Source organism: Neobacillus niacini, from assembly GCF_030817595.1.
In the GTDB taxonomy this organism is placed as follows: Bacteria; Bacillota; Bacilli; order Bacillales; family Cytobacillaceae; genus Neobacillus; species Neobacillus niacini_G.
The window spans coordinates 2,201,058-2,223,781 of sequence record NZ_JAUSZN010000001.1; the positions used below are offsets into that span (position 1 = coordinate 2,201,058).

Sequence of the window (22,724 nt, forward strand, 5' to 3'; positions counted from 1 at the left end):
GTGAGATTGTTTCGTTTAGTTCTATCGATTTACCATTGTGTTATTTTACCTGAGCAACTTCCTCTCCCTGGTAAATCCGAAAGGCTGGAACAATCGTGTCGGAAACAATTTCTTTTCCTTTTTCACGAATGAAGTCCAATTTATAATAGGCGTCAAATCGTTGGCTGATCTCAGTTTTAACCAATTCAGGCGGAGTGACGACGATAAATTGGAACTTAAGTTTTTCAGCAACAGCGAAGATTGGGTCAAGGACATGTGCGGATGCCGCTTGTCCGAACGGATTATCACAGACTAATGGAACCCAGCTTTGATCGGTTTCGCTTTTAACCGATAATAACATCATCATCATGACCATTCGCGCTGATAACTTCTGTCCACCACTGCCGTCCGATTTCGTTTTAGATCCTTGATTAATCGTCTGCCAGGTGGAATAATGTTCTCTTTGCGGTTTCCCGTACATAAAGGCATTATCCGTACGCATGTTATAGACAAGCAGTTCAGGATATCGATTTCGGAGTGATACAAATAATATTTGCTCATCACTGATCAGCTGTTTGATTTCTTCGTCTAAGGCCCGGTTATGATCGTCAATCATATCAAATTGTTTGGTAATTTTGTTAATCGCAGAAACAAAATGCTGCTTGAGCAATGGTTCAATATCTTCAGGCTTTTTAGGCAAAATGTCTTCTTTGAGTTGGACGAGCGGAAAAGATCCTCGTTCATTTTTCAACTTCATTTTCGCCACCATCGAACGAATCGCCTCTGAAATGCTCATCACTTTCATGCTGGCACGGCTGGCCCAGAAGTTTTGTGCCTTCTCTGCCCTTTCCTTATCGCGTTCCAATTGCTCCAATCCACTTTGTGAAAAACGCTTCATATTTTTAACAATGCTTTGGATATGCGTATAATGCCTTGTGTCCAAATGGTCTAGTGTGGTTAATACTTCATTTTTAAAACGAATCTCCCAATCTTTGCCTTCAATCGTAAGCTTTAAATTGCGCAATGATTGGTCAATTTTCGCATGCTTTTCTTGACCTTCTTCTTGAATCGCTTGATGTTCTTCACACCAGGACAAGATACATGCTTTTCCTTGACTCTTAATTTTTTCTATATCATCATTCGTAAATACGGCTGCTTCCTCTTTTAGGATAACGGAAAGTGTTAACAAATCCCCTTCATATCCTGCAATATTCGTTTCTGTTTCTTTTTGAACTTTCTCAGCCTTCTTTACTTCCTCTTTCGTTACTTTCGTTTGGTCTTTTATTTCTACTTCTTTGACTTCTAAGTCAAGGTCTTCCCAAGCTTCCGGCTGTTTTTCATGCTTTTCTACTTTTTTTCCTAATTTTTCACGCTGTTCAATTGCGTGCTTTAAGGACGTTTCCGCAACGGTTACCGCCGTTCCTTGTTCCCGTTCTTCTTTTTCTGCGGTCTTCGCTTCCTTCTGAGCATTTTGCAGCATGTTTTCCAATATACTGATTGGTTCCTCTGGTTCAGCTGCATTTTTCCATTCCTCATCATGAGCATGAAGTTTTTTCTCTAATTTCTTCTGTTGCTTTTGTTCCGTTTCTTTTCTTGCTTGAAGAACGAGTAATTCTCTTGCTTGTTCTTCCTTTGATTTTTGCAGTTGTTTTAGTTCTTCGATACTTCCATTTATCTCTTGTAATAAATGTGTTGAAAGCTTAGGGACCTCTTCACTTTGATCCGCTTTTTGTTCAACAGGAAAAACAGCTTCTTCAATAAAGAATGCAATCTCCTTAATATTCTGTTCCGTTGTAAGTTTCCATTCCAGGTATGTTTGATTCCACTGGTTTTGCAAGTCAACGGTATGCTGGTGCTCTTTGCCTATTTCTTGCTGCTGAATGGTCAGAGCGTCCTTCTGTTTTTCTTTTTCGAGTTTCACCCTTTTGTTTTCTTGGTGCAGCGTTTTTTCTTGATCAAAATCCTCTAATTTCTCTACATTTTTTGTTAGTTTTTCTATTCTCCGGTTTGTCTTTTCTAGCTGTTGTTTTAACTCTAGTTGTAATTCTCTTTCCTTCTCTTCTTGTGTCTTAATTTCCTGTAGTTTCGTTTTCAGAGAAAGGAGAGTGTTTTGTTCCTGAATAATAGCCTTTTCGATATCACTAGAAAGCTGACCGGATGAAAAACGATCGATTTCTTTCAAAATACGACGCAGGGACGTTTCTGTTTTTTCAATTTCAGATAGTGTATCTTTCTTGTCTTCTATTTGTTTAGCAATGTTTATTTTCCAGCTGGTAAATTGATTTTTATCGGTTAATAGCTCTTTCTCTGTTCCGTTGATGATGACAAAGGATGGCTTGTGCTGTTCATTGTTCATTTCTTCACGCAAGAAAATAGGAACAGGGCTTTTAAACATTCTTCCTGAAAGAACCTGCTGGTTAATTTTTTGCCATTGCTGCCCGCTTACGACCAAACCATACGGGAGAAGTGGATAGGTGTTTAACGTATTCGCGAGTTCTTCGGGACTTAATGATTGAAGAAATTGAGTGCCAAAAAAGACATCAATTCCAGTTTTCTCATCAATCCAGTCCTTTAATTCCTTTACATCTTTATTGGCAATCCAAAATGGCTCATCGTTTAAGGAATGATCGAGTTGTGTTTCCCAAAGTTCTTTTTTTATTTGTTCCGCTTGTTGGCGGTTATTGCTCAATATTTCTTCTATTTGTATTGAATACTTCGATAAGAGTGAGTGAGTAAATGGTGCTGTGACATCATCTAATAAACCATGAAGCTTATCTAATAGCTTTGCTTCTTTCTCTCTTTGCTTTTCATTTGCTAGGTTTAACTCCTCAAGTTTTTCTTCTGAAAACTGAATCGATTGAACGAGCGTTCCGTGTGAAGTGGCAAGTTGATTTTGCTTTTCACTCGACTCCTTATCTTTTGTTTGCAGATCTACTAATGTTGCTTTTTTATCTTCAATTTGTTTCAAGAAACTCTCGGTCAATCCCTTTAAGTCATAGGTTAAGCGGTCGCCAAATTCTTTGATGAGTGCTGCTTCCTTTGAATCAAAGTTATGCATTTGCGTATATAGAAAATCAATTTCAGTACTAAGCTGCGCAATGTCTTTTGTCTTCTGTTTATCTTGCTGCGACAGTTCCTTTGCTTTTTTAGTTAAAAACTTTTGATACCCTGCATACTGCTTAATCCCTTCTTGTATCGATAAGAAGGAATGCTCCCATCGCTTTCTCGCTTCTTGTTTAATTTCATCCATTCTTTGATTCACTTGCTCTAAACCGCTGTTTTGTTCCAACGTTGCAATCTGCTGAGAAAGTAAACGAATACTTTGCTCGTTTTCATTCCATTCTTTTAATAAAGCTTGAAAGGCAAGCTGTTCCTTTCGTTGCAGTTTCTCTTTGACAATATTTTGCAGGGAAGTATGTTTTTCCTTTTCTTTGACTAATTTCTTTTCCCAATCCATGACCTCTCTGTGAGCTTTTGCAAACTCTAAATTATCTTTTTGATAACGTAAATCCGTCTGCTTTATGATTAGTTTCTCGATGTCTTTCTGTATAGCAAGCAAACCTTCCTCTTCTGTTTGCTTTAAATGCTCTAACGCACCAAGAAGCTGTTTGCCTGTCTGGATACTGGCCAGCACAATTTCTTTATGTTCTACCCCTTTAGATAAGTGCTCTTCAAATGGGACAATGTCTTCTAAAAACTCTTTATGGGCTTGCTCTCTTTTCAAAAGTACAGGCAGGTCCTTCGCGATACTTGCCTGACTCTTAAAAATCTCCACAAGATCGTTTTTTTGATGTTCGGTTCGATGTAACACCTGACTCACAGTCGGGATGATTCGTTTTTGGAACAGGGAATGATCGTCCTCAGCTCCCTCGAAGTATTTCCCCACACCGCCTTCATCCTTATTAATGTCCTTCATAATATCCCAGTCTTTACGGTTAATGCCGTATGTATCAAGGATGCGATAGTGCTTCTTCGTATCTCGGTAAACGTCATATCCATTCCATTTTAAATAGTCCTTCAAGCTTTCGGTATCAGCAGCCTCACCATTTTCATAAAGTGGAATATGCTCAAGCGCTGCCTCTTCCTTCCGTTCAAATTCTCTTGTATAGAATGTGATATTAGGGAGAATCTTAGCTTCCTGTTCCAATGTTTTATTTTCGTTTTCTTCACTCATCGAAATCCGCTGCTCAGCTGAAAACATTCCTCCGGTTATCAGATGGCGGCGGTCCGCTCCGTCCAATTCCCACTGAATGAGAACATGAAAGGTATAGGGTATAAACTGCTCTTTATTATTAAAAAAGAACTGCTGATAATAACGATTGTTTTGCTTTCCCCAAGAGGTTCCAGGTTTAAGAATTTGGAAAATGGTCTGAAGAAACACACCTTTTCCGCCGCCATTCATCATCGCAATCAGACCATTTGTTGATGTTTCATCATTATGGAAATTAAACGTGGTATCTTTATATTGCTTTTGCATGCCATCATACTTCAGGCCGACAATTCTAATTCGATGGATTTTCGGCATGCTCATCCTCCTCTGAAGTCATTAACTTTTTAAAAAGTTCATAACGGTCATAATCGTGATACAAGTATTCAATCCGCTCAAAAAGCTCATTCTTAGGGATGACCTTAGCGATATCGTCCCGATCCAATATGACAATAAGCCCTTCTGTCTCCAATAAGCGCATAGCGCCGGCAATTAAACCGATTCTGGTTCGTCTATTGCCTTTTTTTAACCCAAAATCGTCACTATCGACCTCCATGTATTTCCATGAGGTCACGACTTCCTTCATATCAATTCGTTCTTCTTCTCCGAAGGTCGGTTGATTTTTAAGTATGCTCTCCCATTTAATGATTAGATCATTTACTTGGCGTTCTAATGCATAGTAGCTTATTCCTTCCCGCTTCGTGCGGATTTTTGCTGCCTGATTGCGGTCGATGGCTGCTAAAAAGGACATAATGATGATGCTGATAAGGTGAAAATGTTTTTTCGTTTCAACTTGCTTATGCTTATCTTTCAAATGGGTAAAATTCGTTGCAAAGACCGAACCAGTTGGCTGAACCACTAAATGAATACGTTTAGGTGCTTCAATGATATATGTACCGGATTCGTCTGCTAATAAAAGTACTGTCTGTCTTACTTCCGGATCAAAATAAGTTTGGAAGTGTTCACTATTTTCGTCAATTACTTTTTCTTTTAATAGAGTAAAATAGACAGCTGATGCTTTTTTGATTGTTTCTGCATTCATCACTTATTCTCCTCTACACATATTTTAAAAGGGGTGATCTTCATTTGATACCATAGAAATGGTTCTGCCCAATGGTCAAACATGGTATAAATCTTTAAGCCTTCAAACATTTCAAATTGTGGGTATTCCTTCATTAACTTATAAAGAAGAATTTCCCTCTCATCGGTTAAGGTTTCTTCCTTTCGATGGAGCACTTGGACCTTCAGTGGCTTTTTATCGAACATCATCCACAAATCAATCGTTTCGGATTCTTCAAACCATAAGTCCTGCACCTCTAATGGCAGCTCTTTTAAATCCGTTAATGAAAATTCACCGTTTGTTTGTAAAAACTGAAATACATAACTCCATGCTTTAATAACAGAATCCCAGTTCGTTACCCGCAGTCGAGTAATACTTTCTTCTGGCTCTTCTTCAATGACCGCGTCGGTTACTTGTTTTTCATTGAGTTCTTGCTCACCCCAAATCCAATCAAGCGGCAAGATAAATTCATTCTTCGGTGAGAATAATGGAGATATCATCTTTTCTATGACTGTGAAACTACTAACGCCTTCCTTCATGAGCCAATTTTCATAAAAATGCTCTCGAAATGAAACGAGACTGTTTTCCCAAAACAATGAAGGGTTTTCCGCTTTTAATTTCATCTCATAGGAAATATTTTGAATGACTAACTTTGCAAACCGATCATGCAACTGCCTTGTATGGCCAATTTTTTCTTGGAGAAGAATCAATTCTTTCTGTATATAATCATCTTCTTCATTTCTACGTTTTGTCTTTTCTATCATACTAGTAATCGTACGGAAATGATTTTTCTCTTCTTCAAATTGCTTTTCAATTTCAACTCGATTGTCTGCCCTTTGCCATTCTTCTTCGATCAATAAGATTTTGGGATTGTTAATCATTTCCTTTTGGAAAGAGAATTCATTTGCCATTAAGCGGTTTACGCGTGAAATGAGGTGATCGAGGTTTCGAGTAGCTTTTCTAAAATTACCGTTTTTAATCAGCTGCATACTATAGAGTTGTTCAATCGTAATAGAAAATTCTTCAGCCATTTCCCTGCTCATAAAAATCATTTCTTGAGCGACATCTGTCAGTTTATAAACAATCGATCCGCCCATCTCTAAATTTGTATATAATTCATCCATGGTTACATATCGAAAGACCTGTGTCTCCCAGGATTGTCGTATTTCATCGTAATATAAAGCTTCGAATGGTTTGCTATACTCTTCTTTTCCCTGATATAATAGTCCGCTTGTAATTCGCTCAATTTGTTTATCATCAGCTAAAAGCTTCATTTGTTTAATAGAATCTTCCACCATATACTTGATATCTGACTTTCGCCTGAGATCATCATCATTTAATTCTCGATAAAAGATGGTGAGGAGCACTTGCATGAGAATGGTTTGGATATGAGGTTTTAGTTCCCCTACTTCCATTCCCCTGCCAAGCTCAAACAGTGGATTTAATCGCTGCATTCTCTGGGCGAAACCTTCCCATGATTCGTTCACATCCATCTCCTCCATGTTTCTATGTTTAAGACTTCTTGCGGAATCCGTTTATTTTCCTGCCATAATTGCATTAATCGATTTTGCTCCTCTTCGGTAAACCATTGAAAGAAGGCATCACGGTATTTGAGATTTTGTGTTTGGCCTTGCTTTTGGTCATTCCTTTGTTCTATACATTCAAGCATTTTACGATAAATCTTCAAAGCAGGCTGAATACAGCAATCCGGGTATTTATCTATTAGCCTACTAATAATACCGTACCCAGCGGCGTCAAGGTCACCGGCGTAATAGAAAAGATAGTTGTTCGGTGGAAACATTCGAAAGAAAAAGGAAAAGCTCCGTTCAATTTTCGTTCCTTCACCATAAATAATTAGTTCAGGTTCATAATCAAGTTGGTTCGCTTCTAATAATTTAATAGAAGTATGAAAGAAAGATAGATTCTCGACAATCAGTACCCGCTGAATTTCCTTTATTTCCTTCCCCTGTTTTATCCAAAATACAAACGGTTCACCGTAGTTCACCATTTTAAGCTGCTCTTCTGAAAATCCAATTCTAGCTAAAAATCCTTTCCCTTCAGGAAAACTATCACCGTCGAGTAAAAATTTTTCATGGCCAAAGAGCTCCAAACTTCTTTCTTCGACCGACACGGTTTCCCGTTCCTGGCTAGAGTGGAGAAAAGAATATAAATTATGGATTCGGTCCCATTCCTCTCTTGTTTGCCATTCGGGATGACGTTCATAAAAGGAAAAATCAAACTGATCACTTAATTTCATCATCGCCAGACGATCCCATTTGGCACTTTGAACTTTTATATTAACCCAGTAATAAAGGGGCAGCGCCGGTGTTCTGCCATTATATTGATTATTTTGTATAGGAATAAGTATTCCCTCAGCATGCAAATTTTCAATGGCACGGTAAAACAATGCATACCCGTCCATATCGAAATAATCATCCAAAAGCCTGCGCAGCTGAATTTCCAAATCGTTAATATTAATCTTCTTTTTCTGTTTAGGGTGTTGAATATCAGCAATAAAACCTCTCACCCGCGTTTCAATGATGTCCATTATAATCACCTACTTAAATCTGTCTAACTTCATAGAAATCTACTCCTGTTATCCAATTAGGACATCCTTTTATTATAAACTAGTTGTAGTATGGTTGGTAAATGAAATTTTCTTAATATAATGACTCGGCTGTAAAAGAAAAAATGAACTTTGTCAATCTCACTAATTACTGGAGTATCGGTCGGAAAATTCTGATTTTCGGAAAGAGACGCTCCTTCGAGGAGTTAGTATGAAGCACGTAGTTAAAATACAAAAAAACTCCCGGAAATATTAATTTCCAGGAGATAAAATCGTTTTCATTTTTAGCTTACTGCAATTTCGTCTTTTTTAACTTTTGCTTTCTTTTGTGCAATTCCCTTTTGAATCTCTTCCATTCTCTTCGCATCAAGGTTATAGAACCTCATTGCTGTAATCGATACTATTAAGCAAAGAGCTGGTATTCCAAATGCTAAAACTAAAGTTGTCACAAACAATGGTGTTGTTAAGGCATCCCCAACTTCAGGGAATTTCGATTTGTAACCAATAATTGCGACAACAGCTCCTACTATGGTAGGTGCTAAAGATGAAACGAGTGAATCAATAAAAGAGAAAATCGTTCCCAGCATACCTGGTACATAACGTCCTGATTTATGTGTTTCATAGTCTGAAACATCCGCGATCATAGGAACCACTAGTGTTGTTGGAATATTTGCAAACCCTATTGCTATTGAATATAAAACTAAGAATAAGATAGTCGCAAAACCAATATCCTTAAGTGAGATTTCAGTTGGATTATCTATTAGTAAAAATAGAACAATTAAGGCTACAAAGGACAATATTCCAATCCACGCGGAAGTTACATATGATTTTTTTAAACCTGTCTTTCTTGCAATACCAACCACGAAGAATGTAATTAATAGAGTTGGTACTATCGTAATCATACCAATTGTACCACTTAGTGAATAATCTCCTAGTAAAATACCAAAGAACATAACGCCTACTACATTATAACGAGCAATACTCATCGCTAGTTTATCAAATGAGGCTGAAATTGAAAGCATCTGTAATGGCCTATTTCCTTTAATAATACCCCAATACTCTCGCAAAGTGGTTTTTGTACCTTCCTCTGCTAAACCATAGAATTCCTTCTTATCTCTTGACCATATACCTACGATAGCAAGTACAGCACATATACCTGAAACAATAAGCCCATAACTATTCAATTCCATAAATAAAGGTAAAGTAAAATTACCGTGCTTAGCAATTAGATAGTTTGAAACAAAAATTTGCCCGCCCGTGAAAACTCCAATGTTATAAATACTATCAAAAATGGCATAAAGCGGTCGCTGCTTTGGATGATTAGTTAATACAGTTTGACCTGCTTTTGTAACACTTGCTTGTAATGAATAACCAATTTTATTAATAATTAACATAGCGGTAAAGAAAATAAACTGCAACGATTCTGGCAACATATGCGTTACAGTATAGATAATAATGATTGTACCAGCCGAAATTATATTTCCCAATACGATTAATGGCGTATACTTACCAAACTTAGACTCTGTTTTATCAATGATATATCCAATGGCAGGATCAATTACCCCATCAAATAGTCGTGCTGCCATTAAAACAGAACTGATTATCATAACAGCAAGTCCTGCAATCCCTGTAGCATAATAAGTGACAAACGCTAAGATAAACGCATGAAGATTAGTTGATGTGTTGTTTAGGGTAAAAAAGGCTATTTGCCATAGTTTTGCTTTATTAGATATTTCCACATTATTACTTGCTGTATTTGACATAATCATTACCCCCTTTAGAAATAAACCGCTATCATTTAAAAAGATAAAAAATAAATTATTCCCCTTAGCGAAAATCCTTTATGAATATTTACAATGCCAAAGTGATGACTTAGTCACCCCTTTGACATTGTGAAACCCCTTATGTTCTTAACCTTTATAACCAAAGTCCGGTATTTGTGTCCAACGTCTGCGTAACTCGTGTGCGGCATATTTTGGTTTCCGGTCGCGAGTAAAAATACCTTTTTTGTTTCCTTGAACACGAACAATTCCTTGTCCCGTTGCAAAATCAGCAAAGTTCCAAACCTGCTCACCTACGAAATGATTAAATTCATCAAACACTTCATGGTTTGCTCTATAGAATTCTACTTGATATTCTTCCGTAAACATAACCGGTTCTACGTCGTGTAAGCCCGCTACCGTATCAGCACCATACTCGGTCATCATAAATGGTTTATTAGGGCAGCGATTTAGCCAGCCATTCAATTCTGCGCGAAGTTTTTCTTTAGCCGAGACCAAGTCCCCGCCATCAACATACCAGCCATAATAGCGGTTAAAGGCAAGAACATCCAGTAATTCCGCTATTTGATCCTTTTCTGGTGAAGATTGTATTTCAGTCACAATCGTAACAGGACGTTTTTGTGGGTCAAGTTCTTTTGCCAGCTCAACCAGCGGCTTAAAGTATTCATATGCTCCCTTTTCTTCAGTTGCAGCTTCATTAGCTATATTCCACAGAACCACAGAAGGATGGTTTTTATCACGTAAAATTAGTTCCTTAATTACCTGTTGGTGATGCTCAAATGTTTTAAGCTCCTTCCAGGTATCCCGTTTAGTTCCGCCGAGAAACACAACTAACATATTTAAGTGCATACCCACTGCTGGTACTTCATCAATGATGACAAACCCCTCACGGTCAGCAAGGCGCATGATTTCTTCTGAATATGGGTAATGGGCTGTACGGAATGAATTTGCCCCACTCCACTTCATCAGATTGAAATCCATAACATTAGCAGCTTCATTAAAACCTCTTCCATGAATCGGTGTATCTTCGTGTTTACCAAAGCCTTTAAAGTAGAATGGCTTTTTATTGATAAGGAACTGACCATCTTTTACTTCTACCGTTCTAACACCAAACGGCTGTTCATAAATATCGACAGATTCCTCATCCTTTTCCACTTCAACCTGTAGTGTGTATAAATAAGCATTTAATGGCTCCCATAGTCTTACATTGGGGATGTTAATTTTGCCGGCAACTCCTTCTGCCTCACCTACTACAACACCAGATTCGTCTACGGCTTTTACTTTTACTTTTACTTGTGCAGTGCCAGCTATCTCAATTGAATAGTGAACCTGTCCATCTATTTCCGTTACAATGGTTACATCCTTAACATAAGTAGTCGGTGTAGTATATATTTTCACCGGACGGTGCAAGCCAGCGTAGTTGAAGAAGTCAAAATTTGGCTGATTGCGTATTACTTTGCCAACTCCAGGAATATCCTTTTCTATTACTGTGCCAACGGGTAAAGTTGAGTAATCAAGAATATTGTTGACAGCAACCGTTAATCGATTTTTCCCTTTGTGTAAAAACTTATTTATTTCTGCTTCAAACGGTAAAAAACCGCCCTTATGTTCAACAACAAGTTCACCATTTACAAAAACCTTAGCTAGATGTGTAGCGGAACCGAATCGTAAAACCACACGCTCAGATTGAAGGATGGCGGGGACAGAAAATTCCCGCTCATACCATACCCAGCCCACATGATCGCGTATACTGGCATTTACTCCAATATCATTAAAGGAAGATGGTACAGCCATACTGATCGTGTCTGTTAATCCGTTTTCATACCATTTTTCCTGCAGTCCTTCACCTTTATCTAATTTAAATTTCCAGATACCATTTAAGTCGATGATACTGCGAGTTTCAGTAATAATTGGGTATAACATTCTTGATTACTCCCTTTTTCTTCGTTTTTTCTCTAACCAAAATCTTTGTTAAATAAAATTATGAAAAGTGGTTCATTTCATTTAAAAGTTAAAGACCTAAGATTTAATTTTTAGTAATCATTTCTTTTAATGGCTTACAAAATTAGTTGAATTAAGTTCCTTAATAAATTCAGTTAGTTTGTCTTCGGTAATGTCTCCACCACTAAAATTCATAAGAGCACGCAAAGGCATGTATTTTAACATCGCTTCCATCATTTCTGCACCCTCTCCGTGATCTGACCCAGCATCAAATAATGGACTTCCTTTTGTTAGCTCTCTAATTAGAGCATTAGCTTTTTCACCTAGAATTGGATCAGTTAAAAGATCTCCGACAGTCGAATTTCGGTGAACCTCCAAGAAAACTGGGGAAGTAGAATGAACCACAATTTTTTCTGTTAGTTCAATTTCTCTGGACGATTTCCCTACCAAAATTTCAAATTCTCCTGATTCTACATACCAATCCTTCAAATCCGTGTTGTAATATGCAAATGCGCGTTTATCCAATTTAAAGGAAATAGTTTTGTCTTCCCCAGGCTGTAAGGAAACCTTTCCAAAGCCTTTTAATTCTTTTTCAGGACGAACTACTCTGCTTTTTATATCTTTTACATATAACTGGATGATTTCTTTCCCAGGCACTTTTCCTGTATTTTTCACATTCACGGTAACTGTGACAGATTCTGTATCTTTTATTTCTTTTTTATCAATTACAAGGTTTTTATATTCGAAGGTTGTATAGCTTAAACCATATCCAAATGGAAACAGCGGCTCAATCTGTTTTGTATCGTAATAACGATAACCAACAAAGATGCCTTCTTTATACTCAACTTTATCCCTCTCTCCTGGAAAGTTGAGATAAGAAGGATTGTCACTTAATTTTACTGGAAAAGTTTCGGCTAGCTTTCCACTTGGATTAACCTCTCCGAATAGGATGTCTCCAATCGCACCTCCTAGTGCCTGACCTCCCAGGTAACCTTCCAGAAGACCCTTCACCTTATCAAGCCATGGCATAACAACCGGTGCCCCATTACTTAGAACAACAACTATATTCTTTTGTACTTCTGCTACCGCTTCGACTAAAAGACGGTGATTCTCCGGTATATTCAGATGCTCTCTATCATACCCTTCAGATTCATATCGGTCAGGAAGACCTACAAGCAATACGGTTACATCGGATTTTGCTGCCGTTTTCTTTGCCTCTTCAATTAATTGATCATCGATTAAATCCTTTTCAAGATGATATCCTTCCGCGTATAAAACGTTCACATTTTGACCCGCTGTTTTCTCTATTTCTTCATAGATATTTTCAAGCTTTGTCGGGTTAATGTGTGAGCTTCCACCGCCTTGATATCTTGGTTTTTTCGCAAATGAACCAATAATCGAAATGGTTCCTTCTTTCTTTAACGGCAGGATATTATCTTCATTCTTTAATAAAACCATACTTTCACTTGCTGCTTTTCTTGCAAGCTTATGATGTTGTTCTTTATCATAGGTAGCGTTTTCTTTCTTGTTTTCTACTGCCATTAAGATAATACGTAGAATTCTTTCAACTGCCTGATCTAGTTTATCTTCTGAAAGCTGACCATTTCTTACAGCATTGATGATTTTCTTTTCACCAATCCCACTGCTTGAAGGCATTTCCAGGTCTAACCCGGCATTTAATCCGTCAACAGGTTCATTAACCGCCCCCCAGTCAGAAACAACAAATCCTTCAAATCCCCACTCATCTCGCAGGATGTCAGTTAACAATGTTTTATTTTCTGATGCAAAGTCTCCATTGACCTTGTTGTAGGCGCACATCACAGTCCATGGCTGCGCTTTCTTTACAGCGTTTTCAAAGCTGGCCAAATATATTTCTCGTAACGTCCTTTCATCCACAATAGCATCTGTCGACATTCTTCGGTGTTCTTGATTGTTTGCAGCGAAGTGCTTAAGTGATGTCCCAACCCCCTCACTTTGAACACCCTTGATATGGGACGCAGCCATTTCTGATGAAAGGAATGGATCTTCCGAAAAATATTCAAAGTTTCTGCCACAAAGAGGTGAACGCTTAATGTTTGCTCCAGGCCCGAGAAGTACTGCCACATCCTCTGCCTGGCATTCCTTTCCTAATGCAACCCCAACTTCATATATTAACTCTTTATTCCAAGTACTAGCTAAACCGGCTGCAGATGGGAAACATGTCGCAGGAACACTGTCAAACAGCCCTAAATGATCTGCTCCCATTTTTTGTTTACGGAGTCCATGCGGACCATCGGTTACCATTATCGAGGGTATTCCCAGTCTTTCGATACCTTTTAAATTCCAAAAATCTAATCCAGAACAAAGACCAGCTTTTTCTTCCAAGGTCATTTGTGAGATTAATTGTTTTATATCTTGATTGATCATAATAACCTCCAAAAGGATTGTTTATTTCGTAAACGCTTTCCATGACTTGATTATAAGGAATAAAGATTTATAATTATGGTATATTTCAAATATTTTTTGTATATTTCAAAGTCGAATTTTTACTATTTATTATTTTTAGATATTTGGTATTACTCTGTTTTTACCGATTACCTTTTTTCATTCTTAGAAATATAGGGAGCAAATCAATATGAACTATAAAGAGTTGGGCTATATTTGCCAGCTGATGTATGATTCGTTTAATATTCCGGTTTTTTTTATAAATGAACAGAAACAATTGGTATTTGAATTCGATGTATCTTTTAAACATAATCCTTTATATTCATCTAAAGAGTTGATGCTCAAAAAGCTTTACGACCAGAATAAACCTTATGATTTTCCAGTCTTTCAAACCACTGAATATATGGAACGTTTCTGTGGGATCGAAATATATGTTCAAAAGGAATATAGAGGGAGAGTTATCGTTGGTCCAACCATAAATTCGGTGTTTACCGAAGAAATGTTAACTCCCATCTTATCAGAGGCATTAGGGAAAATGAGGCTTGGAAAAGAAGTAGAGATGAGGTTACGAGACTATTTCCAGTCGCTTCCTGTCATACCCAATCTTAAATTTATCCAACTGAGTATGCATTTGTATTATATGATTTATCAAGAAAAGTTAGATATTGCAGGTATTATCCAAAACAATAAATCAAATGAAAACATTACACTGACCACTGAGGATCCGTCGATAAGTATCTCAAATAGACGTCAAGATATGTCTTTTCATCACGACCTAACTTATGAAAAAAGAATACTTCAGTTTATTAAGGAGGGACGAAAGGAAGAATTTATAAATCATTTCAAATTGGAAAATCAGGATAATCAGGTCGGAATTTTGGCAAAAAAAAGTCAGCTTCGAAACAAAAAAAACCTGGCCATCACCGTTATCACTCTAGGTACTCGAGCCGCCATGGAAGGTGGATTACAGGAAGAAACAGCCTATACCCTTAGTGATTTATATATACAAAATATTGAGGAACTTAATGATAGTGCTAGTGTTGAACATTATATGGTAGAGGCATTAAGTGATTTTGCTGACCGAGTTAGAAAAAATCGACAATCGAAATACTCAAAGCCAATTAATCATTGCATAAATTATATTTTTAACCACCTTTATGAACCCACAACAATAGTAAATCTTGCCGAATTGAATAATATGCATCCAAATTATTTATCTTCCTTATTTAAAAAAGAGGTTGGAGTATCACTACCAGAGTATATCCAGCGATCAAAAATAGATGAAGCTAAATCTTTATTAACATTTTCTGATTATTCAATTTTGAAAATATCTTCCCTATTAAATTATAATGATCAGAGCCATTTTACTAAGACATTTAAAAAGTTTACAGGAATCACTCCAAAACAATATAAGCATCAATCATTATCAAGTAAGTAAATAATAAAAACAAAAAAATGGGGCGAGATCCTAGTATCTCTACCCCACTATCCATCCAATTTATTTACTCTACTTACAGCTTTTTTGGCAATGCCTTTATTTAGGAATGCATTCAGTTGATTATCTCTAGATTTGATGTTGCCATTTTCCTCAGAAGCTTTTGCATTTTCTAATTAATGAGCATTTAAATCCAGTACAGACCTTACTTTTACTGCACTTAATTTAAATCCTGGCATTTTGCATATAGGATCGAGATCTTGTGAAACTAATAGATTCACATTTTGTGTGTCTGCCCAATGAAAAGGAACAAAGACTGTATCCTGACGAATGGTTTCCGACCATATACTCCTTACAACAATACTGCCTCTTTTGGACTCAATCCTTACTAAGGAACGATCTTCTATCCCGTATTTTTTAGCAGTAACAGGGTGAATTTCTACAAAGGATTCTACATTTCTAGCTGCCAATGCCGGACTTTTTCTCGTTTGTACACCTGTTAAATAGTGCGCCATCACTCTTCCCGTCGTTAAATAGAGGGGATACTCCTCACTCGGCTGTTCCTTAGCTGGGTCTGGACGATTTGGAACTGCCACCATCTCTGCTCTGCCATCAAGGTGGGAAAACGAAGTTTCAAACAAACGAGTTGTCCCTTTATGCTCAAGGTCAGGGCATGGCCAAAGGATTCCTTCTTCCTTCCGGAGACGATCATAGGTGATACCATAATAATCCGCTTTTCCTCCACGGCTAGCCACACGTAATTCATTAAAGATTTCTTCCGCGGATGAAAAGTTAAAGTATTCTCCTTTTCCAAGCACGCGAGCTACCTCGCAAATAATTTGCCAATCATGTTTTACTTCTCCCGGACAAGGATAGCTTGCTTCCCTTAAAGTCACCCTTCCTTCCACGTTGGTCATCGTTCCTTCATCCTCTAAATAAGAGGAGGCTGGTAAAATGACATCTGCTAATTTCGCAGTCTCCGACACAAACAGATCTACAGCTACTAAAAATTTCAACTTTTGTAATGCCTTTTTAACAAATTTTGCGTTCGGATTGGACACCACTGGATTCGAGCACATTAAAAACATACTCGTTATCTCACCGTTATCGATTTTTTCCATCATTTCAAATGCGGAAACACCTTTCCTAGGTATTTCATCCTTTTCCACGCCCCAAACGCTTGCAATATAAGCGCGGTGTTCCTCATTTTCAATCGATCGATATCCTGGCAGTTGGTCTGCTTTTTGTCCGTGTTCCCTTGCACCCTGACCATTTCCCTGTCCTGTAATGGCTCCAAAACCACAATTCTGCTTGCCAATTTTACCCGTCGAAACAAGAATATTCAGGAAATTACGAACGGCTATAGATCCGTCAGTATGCTGTTCCACCCCTCTTGCAGTGAATATCATTCCGGTTTCTTCTTTTCCAAACTTGCGAGCTGCTTTTTGAATTTCCTCTTTTGGAACACCTGTTATTTCCTCAATTTCTAGCAAATTCGTAGATGATAGATGTTGTTTGACTTCTTCAAAATTCTTAACCCGTTCATTTATAAAAGTATGATCAACATAGTTTTCCTCGATGATCACCTTTAACAGCCCGTTTGCTAAAGCCGTATCTGTTCCAGGTTTGATTTTTAAATGCAAGTCAGCAATTTTGGTTGTCGCTGTTTCGCGTGGGTCAATGGCAATAATATAAGCACCGTTTTCCTTTGCTTTCTCAAAATAAGGCATGATGGTAGGCTGACATTCGGCGATATTCGTCCCCGCAAGAATAATACATCGAGTTAATGGAATTTCCTGCAGGCTATTGGTAAATCCTCTGTCGATCCCAAACGTTTGAGAGGCTGCAGAAGCCGCTGCTGACATGCATAATCGACCATTATAATCGATATATCTCGTTTTCAAGGCCACTCGAGCAAATTTCCCAAGTAAATAAGCTTCCTCATTTGTAATAGACGCACTCCCATAAACAGCTAAGGCATTCACCCCATCTTCCGCTTGAATTCTTGTAAAGTTAACTTTGATATGTTCCAATGCCTCTTCCCAGCTAACACGGACAAACTCTCCATTTCTTTTAAGCATTGGATATTTCAACCGTTCGTTATGAAAGCTATGTTGATGTGCATTCATCCCCTTCATACACAATCGGCCCTCAGAAGTAGGATTATTTTTTCCAATCGTTACATATTTTTTCCTAGTAACAATCGATTGTTCTAGCAGCTGCATTTTACATTGCATACTGCAAAATGGACATTGTGTATCATATCTATTTTCTGACTTAACTTCCTGCTGCTTTGTACGGAAATACTTCAATAACAATTCCGTCAACAGTCACTCCCCCTTTTTTTCGTATTATTATAATGAACTTTTTAAAAGCCACTTTTCGCTACTAAATTCTTTCGTAAAGCAATCTCCTCTGCCAAATGCTCGAGCAGCTGCTGGCGTAGTTCAACATCAAATAAAACTTCCCTTACATGAACTAATCCGACTCTTTCTACCCATTGCCATGTTCGCTCCAGGTAATTAGCAGTCTCACGATAATATTGAACAAATCCTCTGATTAACTCCATCGCTTCCTCAGTCGTTGCCGCAACACATAATAACTCACCTGAGCGAACATTCCGCCCGCTGCTTCCGCCGATATAAATTTCCCAGCCCCGGTCAACCCCAATGATGCCAACATCTTTTGTGGTCGACCCTGCACCATTATGCAAGCAAGAGGATATACCCATTTTGATCCGATAAGGGGTAGTGAGGAATTCTAATTGCTTTTCGAGGCTTATCGCAAGCTCAATAGATGATTTTTTATCACATGAACAAATATGTTCTCCAATACATGTTTTAATGTTTTGGACACCATTAGCCTGCGGCGAACTCAAGGGCATGTTCAATTCTGCCCATACATAAGACAAATCTTCTTTTTTAACACCAAGTAAATGAATTCTTTGGTCACTTGTGATTGCGACATTATCTATTTGATATTTTTCAGCTACTTGAGCTATTTTTTTTAATTGCTCTGGATTTGTGATTCCACCATACATTTGTGGGATAAGTGTATAATTCCCATTTGATTGAATAACTGCATTCATTTTTTCGTTAATAAAAAGGGCTTGTTGTTTACTCTCATACTCTGGATTAATCATTCCTAAATAATAGTTAATCGCTGGACGGCAAATAGAACAGCCTTCACTATTTTTCCAATCTAAGACTTTCATAACTTCCTGTATGGTTGTTAATCCTTGCCTCTCTATCTCCTCAACCACTTCATCATCATTTAATGTTGTACAAGTACATAGACACGACTTTTCTTCTGAGATTTTCTCTACCTCATTATTCTGTATATATGACAATAGGTCGGACACGAGTGGTTTACATCCTCCGCATGAGCTTGAAGCTTTCGTACATTTTTTGATTTCCTCAACAGTAGTTAACCCTTCTCGTTGGATAGCCTCCTGAATAGTACCTTTCGTCACACTATTACAATTACAAATAATCTTACTGGCGGGAATGGAAGCAAAAGAAAAATCATCGTCCTTCGCCTGTGCAAAAAGTGAAACCTTAAATATATCGGACACATCCTGATGTTTAAGAATCATATCGAGCAGTTTGGTTCGTTCTTTTGTATCACCAAACAAAACAGCACCAATAATCTTATGATCCTGAAAAACTACTTTTTTATAAACTCTTTGAACTTCATCATAAATCTTTATAGATTGGATTGAAGAATTCTTATCATGAATGGCTCCTACTGAAAACAGGTCAATACCTGAAATCTTCAGCTGGGTGGAGAGAACACTTCCTTCGTAGCCTTGACCTTCTGTACCACAAATCCGTTTTGCTAATACTTTACCTTGTTCATAAAGAGGCTGTACCAATCCATAAACCATTCCTCGATGCTCAACACATTCTCCGACAGCGTAAATGTTCGGTTCGCTCGTCTCCATATAATCATTTACTAGAATGGCACGGTTTGTTTCAATCCCAGTCTTATTTGCGAGTTCAACATTCGGTCTGACACCTGCAGCCATCACAACCAAATTTGCTTCAACTTCAGTCCCATCTTTAAATGTGACACCTTTCGCACCAATATCTCCAACGATTTCCTTCGTCTCTTTTTGGAATAGGAATTTCATTCCTTGACTTTCCAGTTCTTCTTGAAGCATTCTTGCAGCAGTTTCATCTAACTGCCTCTCCATTAAATAACTGCCAATATGAACAACATTCACATCCATCCCAAGATTAAGAAGGCCCTTTGCTGCCTCTAATCCCAATACCCCTCCACCAATCACCACTGCTTTTTTATTTTTTTTAGAAATCTCTATCATTTTCTGACAATCTTCCATTGTTCTGAACGTAACCACTCCCTGTTTATCGGTACCTGGAATCGGAAGTGAAAATGGGACAGAGCCAGTAGCGATAATCAGATAATCGTAAGAAACGATTCGGTGTTGATCCGTCTCGACAACCTGTAAATGTTTATCAATTTCAATTACTGTTTCTCCCGTAAACAAATTTATTTGATGATGCTCATACCATTCACGATCATGCAGCGTAATATCTCCAAAAGAAGTGCTCCCCTGTAAAATGGAGGATAAAAGAATTCGATTATAATTGACGTGGGGTTCACTTCCAAAAATAGTAATCTCAAAACCTGTAGGATCCAGCTTTAAAATTTCCTCGATACAGCGGACTCCAGCCATCCCGTTTCCAACTAATACCAGCTTTTTTTTACCCATTTTAAACCTCCAGCTGTTATTTCTTCTGACATTAAACTTAATGCCATCAATTATCACATAAAGTCAAAGTAAAAAAATGAAACACGTTACATTTCCTTACATACTAGTTTTCTCTCAGCGAAAACAAGAAGGGATTGTATTGTATTAAGAAATCCTTTAATAAATGTTTTCGCAATGTTTGTTGCTGTTTTCACCCCTGCGAGACCTGCATTTGGACTTCGTTCCAGTTACTCTGTTGGAATAAGACCGGTATTCGGACAGGATTGTCCCCAATAAGGGGGAATTAAGGCCAAATCTCGTTAAGAGTACAATCGACTTGTCCTCAATAAGGGGGATTAAAGACAAATCTTGTTTATAGTCCAATGGATTTGTCCTCAATAAGGGGGATTAAAGACAAATCTCGTTGAGAGTCTCATAGACTTGTCCTCAATAAGGGGGATTAAAGACAAATCTTGTTTATAGTCCAATGGATTTGTCCTCAATAAGGGGGATTAAAGACAAATCTCGTTGAGAGTCTCATAGACTTGTCCTCAATAAGGGGGATTAAGGACAAATCTCATTAAGAGTCCCATTGATTTGTCCTCAATAAGGGGGATTAAGGACAAATCTCATTAAGAGTCCCATTGATTTGTCCTCAATAATGAGGATTAAAGACAATCCTCATTAAGAGTCCCATTGATTTGTCCCCAATAAGGGGGATTAAGGACAAATCTCATTAAGAGTCCCATTGATTTGTCCTCAATAAGGGGGATTAAGGATAAATCTCATTAAGAGTCCCATTGATTTGACCTTAATAAGGGGGATTAAGGTCAAATCTCATTAAGATTCCCATTGATTTGTCCCCAATAAGGGGGATTAAGGACAAATCTCATAAAGAGTTCAATGGATTTGTCCTCAATAAGGGAATGTGAAAAGCATTCAGACACCTTTTCCTTTTTTGCACTCTTTGCTGTCCGAATAAGTCCGGCATTCTGACACCTTCTCCATCTTTTACTGGTTACATTGTCCGAATTCACCCTAGCAATCATTCCTTATATACCTTTGTTTCTATATTTAGTGATGTTAGCAGCAATATTTCCGAAAAGCCTATTTTTATTAGCAATATAAACCTTGTAATTATACGAATTTTTCATGGAAGAAAAAAATACATGTGTTAGGTTTCTTCACAACAATTGAGACAAAACAACATTATCAGACTATTCTTAAGACTATAAAAATTAGGAGGTATACAAAATTGAAAAATAATATTGGATTGATTTCATTCGTGATTTTACTAGCTAAAGTCTTATTTTCAAAAGGAACGAAAAATATCGGGTGGTAACAAAGATTACTAGAGAGGAGTAGATAAAATGAAAATAGCAGATTTAAAAAAGGCGGGTCATGCACCATCATTAGTAGCGTCATTTCTATATTTTGATATCAGTTTTATGATTTGGGTGATGTTGGGGGCTTTAGGGGTTTATATCACGAACGATTTCAATCTTTCACCTTCTGAGAGAGGTCTCATTGTGGCGGTTCCCATCTTAAGCGGTTCTTTTTTTCGACTGATTCTTGGTTTCTTAACGGATCGAATTGGCCCTAAAAAAACAGCCATCAGCGGGATGACTGTTACAATCATTCCACTCTTATGGGGATGGTTATACGGTCAAACTGTTACAGAACTTTTCTTGATTGGTATTCTTCTTGGAGTTGCAGGTGCAAGTTTTGCAGCGGCCATTCCAATGGCGAGCCGGTGGTACCCGCCGCATTTACAAGGATTAGCTATGGGTATTGCAGGTGCGGGGAACAGCGGTACGCTATTGGCCACTTTATTTGGACCACGCCTGGCTGAAACGATTGGCTGGCATAATGTAATGGGTCTTGCTCTTATTCCCTTTCTCATTGTTATGGTTTTATATATAGTAATGGCCAAAGATGCCCCATCACAGCCGAAAGCAAAACCGATGAAAGAGTACTTTCAGGTATTTAAACAAAAAGATACCTTATATTTCTGCCTGCTATATAGCGTTACCTTCGGCGGCTTTGTCGGACTATCAAGCTTTTTAAGTATCTTTTTTGTAGATCAATATGAGTTAACAAAGGTACGTGCTGGCGATTTCGTTACCTTGTGTGTCGCAGCAGGAAGTTTTTTCCGACCAGTCGGCGGATACATCGCAGATAAAATCGGCGGGGTTCGGTTGTTAACTTTCTTATTTATTGGAGTTGGAATCACCATGTTCTTCATAAGCCAGCTTCCAGCCCTGCCAATTGCTATTGCAGGATTGTTCCTTGGAATGCTTTGTCTTGGAATGGGTAATGGAGCGGTATTCCAATTGGTTCCTCAGCGCTTCCAAGAGGAAATTGGTGTCATTACAGGTATTGTCGGAGCTGCTGGTGGCGTGGGAGGATTCTTTGTTCCTAATATTCTGGGGTCACTTAAACAAATGACAGGAACCTATGCTACCGGATTCTATATTCTAGCCGGGGTTGGTTTATGTGCTCTTATCGTCTTAGTGATGGCACAAATTTCATGGAGGAAAAATCTGGAGTCACAACGTGCATCCATTTAATAAGGAAGTTCATTTCAAACAACTAAAAGGCATGAGTTGGAAATTAA

The 22,724-nt window shown here is 37.9% G+C and carries 11 protein-coding genes; 2 read left to right on the forward strand and 9 right to left on the reverse strand.

Features of this window, described 5'->3' with window-relative positions:
- Positions 1–40 precede the first annotated feature (40 nt).
- The 7 genes from QFZ31_RS10735 to QFZ31_RS10765 form a co-directional block, all read right to left on the reverse strand.
- On the reverse strand, positions 41–4,504 hold the full coding sequence (locus QFZ31_RS10735; protein ID WP_307302969.1) for a hypothetical protein: 4,464 nt from the start codon (positions 4,502–4,504) through the stop codon (positions 41–43).
- Positions 4,482–5,228, reverse strand: coding sequence for a DUF6063 family protein (locus QFZ31_RS10740; RefSeq protein WP_307302970.1), 747 nt, complete (start codon positions 5,226–5,228; stop codon positions 4,482–4,484). The genes QFZ31_RS10735 and QFZ31_RS10740 overlap by 23 nt, the downstream gene beginning before the upstream one ends.
- Positions 5,228–6,739 (reverse strand): hypothetical protein, encoded by a 1,512-nt coding sequence (locus QFZ31_RS10745; protein WP_307302971.1) that lies wholly within the window; start codon positions 6,737–6,739, stop codon positions 5,228–5,230. Before QFZ31_RS10745 ends, QFZ31_RS10740 begins: the two co-directional genes overlap by 1 nt.
- Positions 6,730–7,794 carry a Wadjet anti-phage system protein JetD domain-containing protein gene (locus QFZ31_RS10750; protein ID WP_307302972.1) on the reverse strand — a complete coding sequence of 355 codons (1,065 nt, stop codon included), beginning with the start codon at positions 7,792–7,794 and terminating at the stop codon, positions 6,730–6,732. The genes QFZ31_RS10745 and QFZ31_RS10750 overlap by 10 nt, the downstream gene beginning before the upstream one ends.
- Before the next feature lie 302 nt (positions 7,795–8,096).
- Positions 8,097–9,575, reverse strand: a complete 1,479-nt coding sequence (locus QFZ31_RS10755) for an MFS transporter (protein WP_307302973.1) — start codon at positions 9,573–9,575, stop codon at positions 8,097–8,099.
- Positions 9,576–9,722: 147 nt separating this feature from the next.
- On the reverse strand, positions 9,723–11,516 hold the full coding sequence (gene uidA / locus QFZ31_RS10760) for a beta-glucuronidase (RefSeq protein ID WP_307302974.1): 1,794 nt from the start codon (positions 11,514–11,516) through the stop codon (positions 9,723–9,725).
- Positions 11,517–11,642: 126 nt separating this feature from the next.
- Complete coding sequence (locus QFZ31_RS10765) at positions 11,643–13,937, reverse strand: glycoside hydrolase family 3 C-terminal domain-containing protein (protein WP_307311509.1); 2,295 nt, start codon at positions 13,935–13,937, stop codon at positions 11,643–11,645.
- Positions 13,938–14,148: 211 nt separating this feature from the next.
- Here QFZ31_RS10765 and QFZ31_RS10770 point away from each other — a divergent pair, with 211 nt between their 5' ends.
- Positions 14,149–15,396: a helix-turn-helix domain-containing protein gene (locus tag QFZ31_RS10770; RefSeq protein WP_307302975.1), complete on the forward strand. Its 1,248-nt coding sequence runs from the start codon at positions 14,149–14,151 to the stop codon at positions 15,394–15,396.
- A 173-nt stretch (positions 15,397–15,569) separates the two neighbouring features.
- On the opposite strand, the gene nasC is transcribed toward QFZ31_RS10770, so the two are convergent.
- Together nasC and nirB are read right to left on the reverse strand one after the other, a co-directional pair.
- Positions 15,570–17,720 carry an assimilatory nitrate reductase catalytic subunit NasC gene (gene nasC / locus QFZ31_RS10775; RefSeq protein ID WP_307302976.1) on the reverse strand — a complete coding sequence of 717 codons (2,151 nt, stop codon included), beginning with the start codon at positions 17,718–17,720 and terminating at the stop codon, positions 15,570–15,572.
- A gap of 41 nt (positions 17,721–17,761) precedes the next feature.
- Entirely contained in the window at positions 17,762–20,128 is a 2,367-nt protein-coding gene (gene nirB, locus QFZ31_RS10780) for a nitrite reductase large subunit NirB (RefSeq protein WP_307302977.1), read from the reverse strand.
- Positions 20,129–21,477: 1,349 nt separating this feature from the next.
- Between nirB and QFZ31_RS10785 the strand changes: the two genes are divergently transcribed.
- Positions 21,478–22,677, forward strand: coding sequence for a nitrate/nitrite transporter (locus QFZ31_RS10785; RefSeq protein ID WP_307302978.1), 1,200 nt, complete (start codon positions 21,478–21,480; stop codon positions 22,675–22,677).
- Positions 22,678–22,724 lie beyond the last annotated feature (47 nt).

Bases quoted from the DNA above. Each gene is read 5' to 3' on its own strand.
- QFZ31_RS10735 (WP_307302969.1), bottom strand. From the start codon at position 4,504: ATGCCGAAAATCCATCGAATTAGAATTGTCGGCCTGAAGTATGATGGC.
- QFZ31_RS10740 (WP_307302970.1), bottom strand. From the start codon at position 5,228: ATGAATGCAGAAACAATCAAAAAAGCATCAGCTGTCTATTTTACTCTA.
- QFZ31_RS10745 (WP_307302971.1), bottom strand. From the start codon at position 6,739: ATGGATGTGAACGAATCATGGGAAGGTTTCGCCCAGAGAATGCAGCGA.
- QFZ31_RS10750 (WP_307302972.1), bottom strand. From the start codon at position 7,794: ATGGACATCATTGAAACGCGGGTGAGAGGTTTTATTGCTGATATTCAA.
- QFZ31_RS10755 (WP_307302973.1), bottom strand. From the start codon at position 9,575: ATGTCAAATACAGCAAGTAATAATGTGGAAATATCTAATAAAGCAAAA.
- uidA (WP_307302974.1), bottom strand. From the start codon at position 11,516: ATGTTATACCCAATTATTACTGAAACTCGCAGTATCATCGACTTAAAT.
- QFZ31_RS10770 (WP_307302975.1), top strand. From the start codon at position 14,149: ATGAACTATAAAGAGTTGGGCTATATTTGCCAGCTGATGTATGATTCG.
- nirB (WP_307302977.1), bottom strand. From the start codon at position 20,128: ATGGGTAAAAAAAAGCTGGTATTAGTTGGAAACGGGATGGCTGGAGTC.
- QFZ31_RS10785 (WP_307302978.1), top strand. From the start codon at position 21,478: ATGAAAATAGCAGATTTAAAAAAGGCGGGTCATGCACCATCATTAGTA.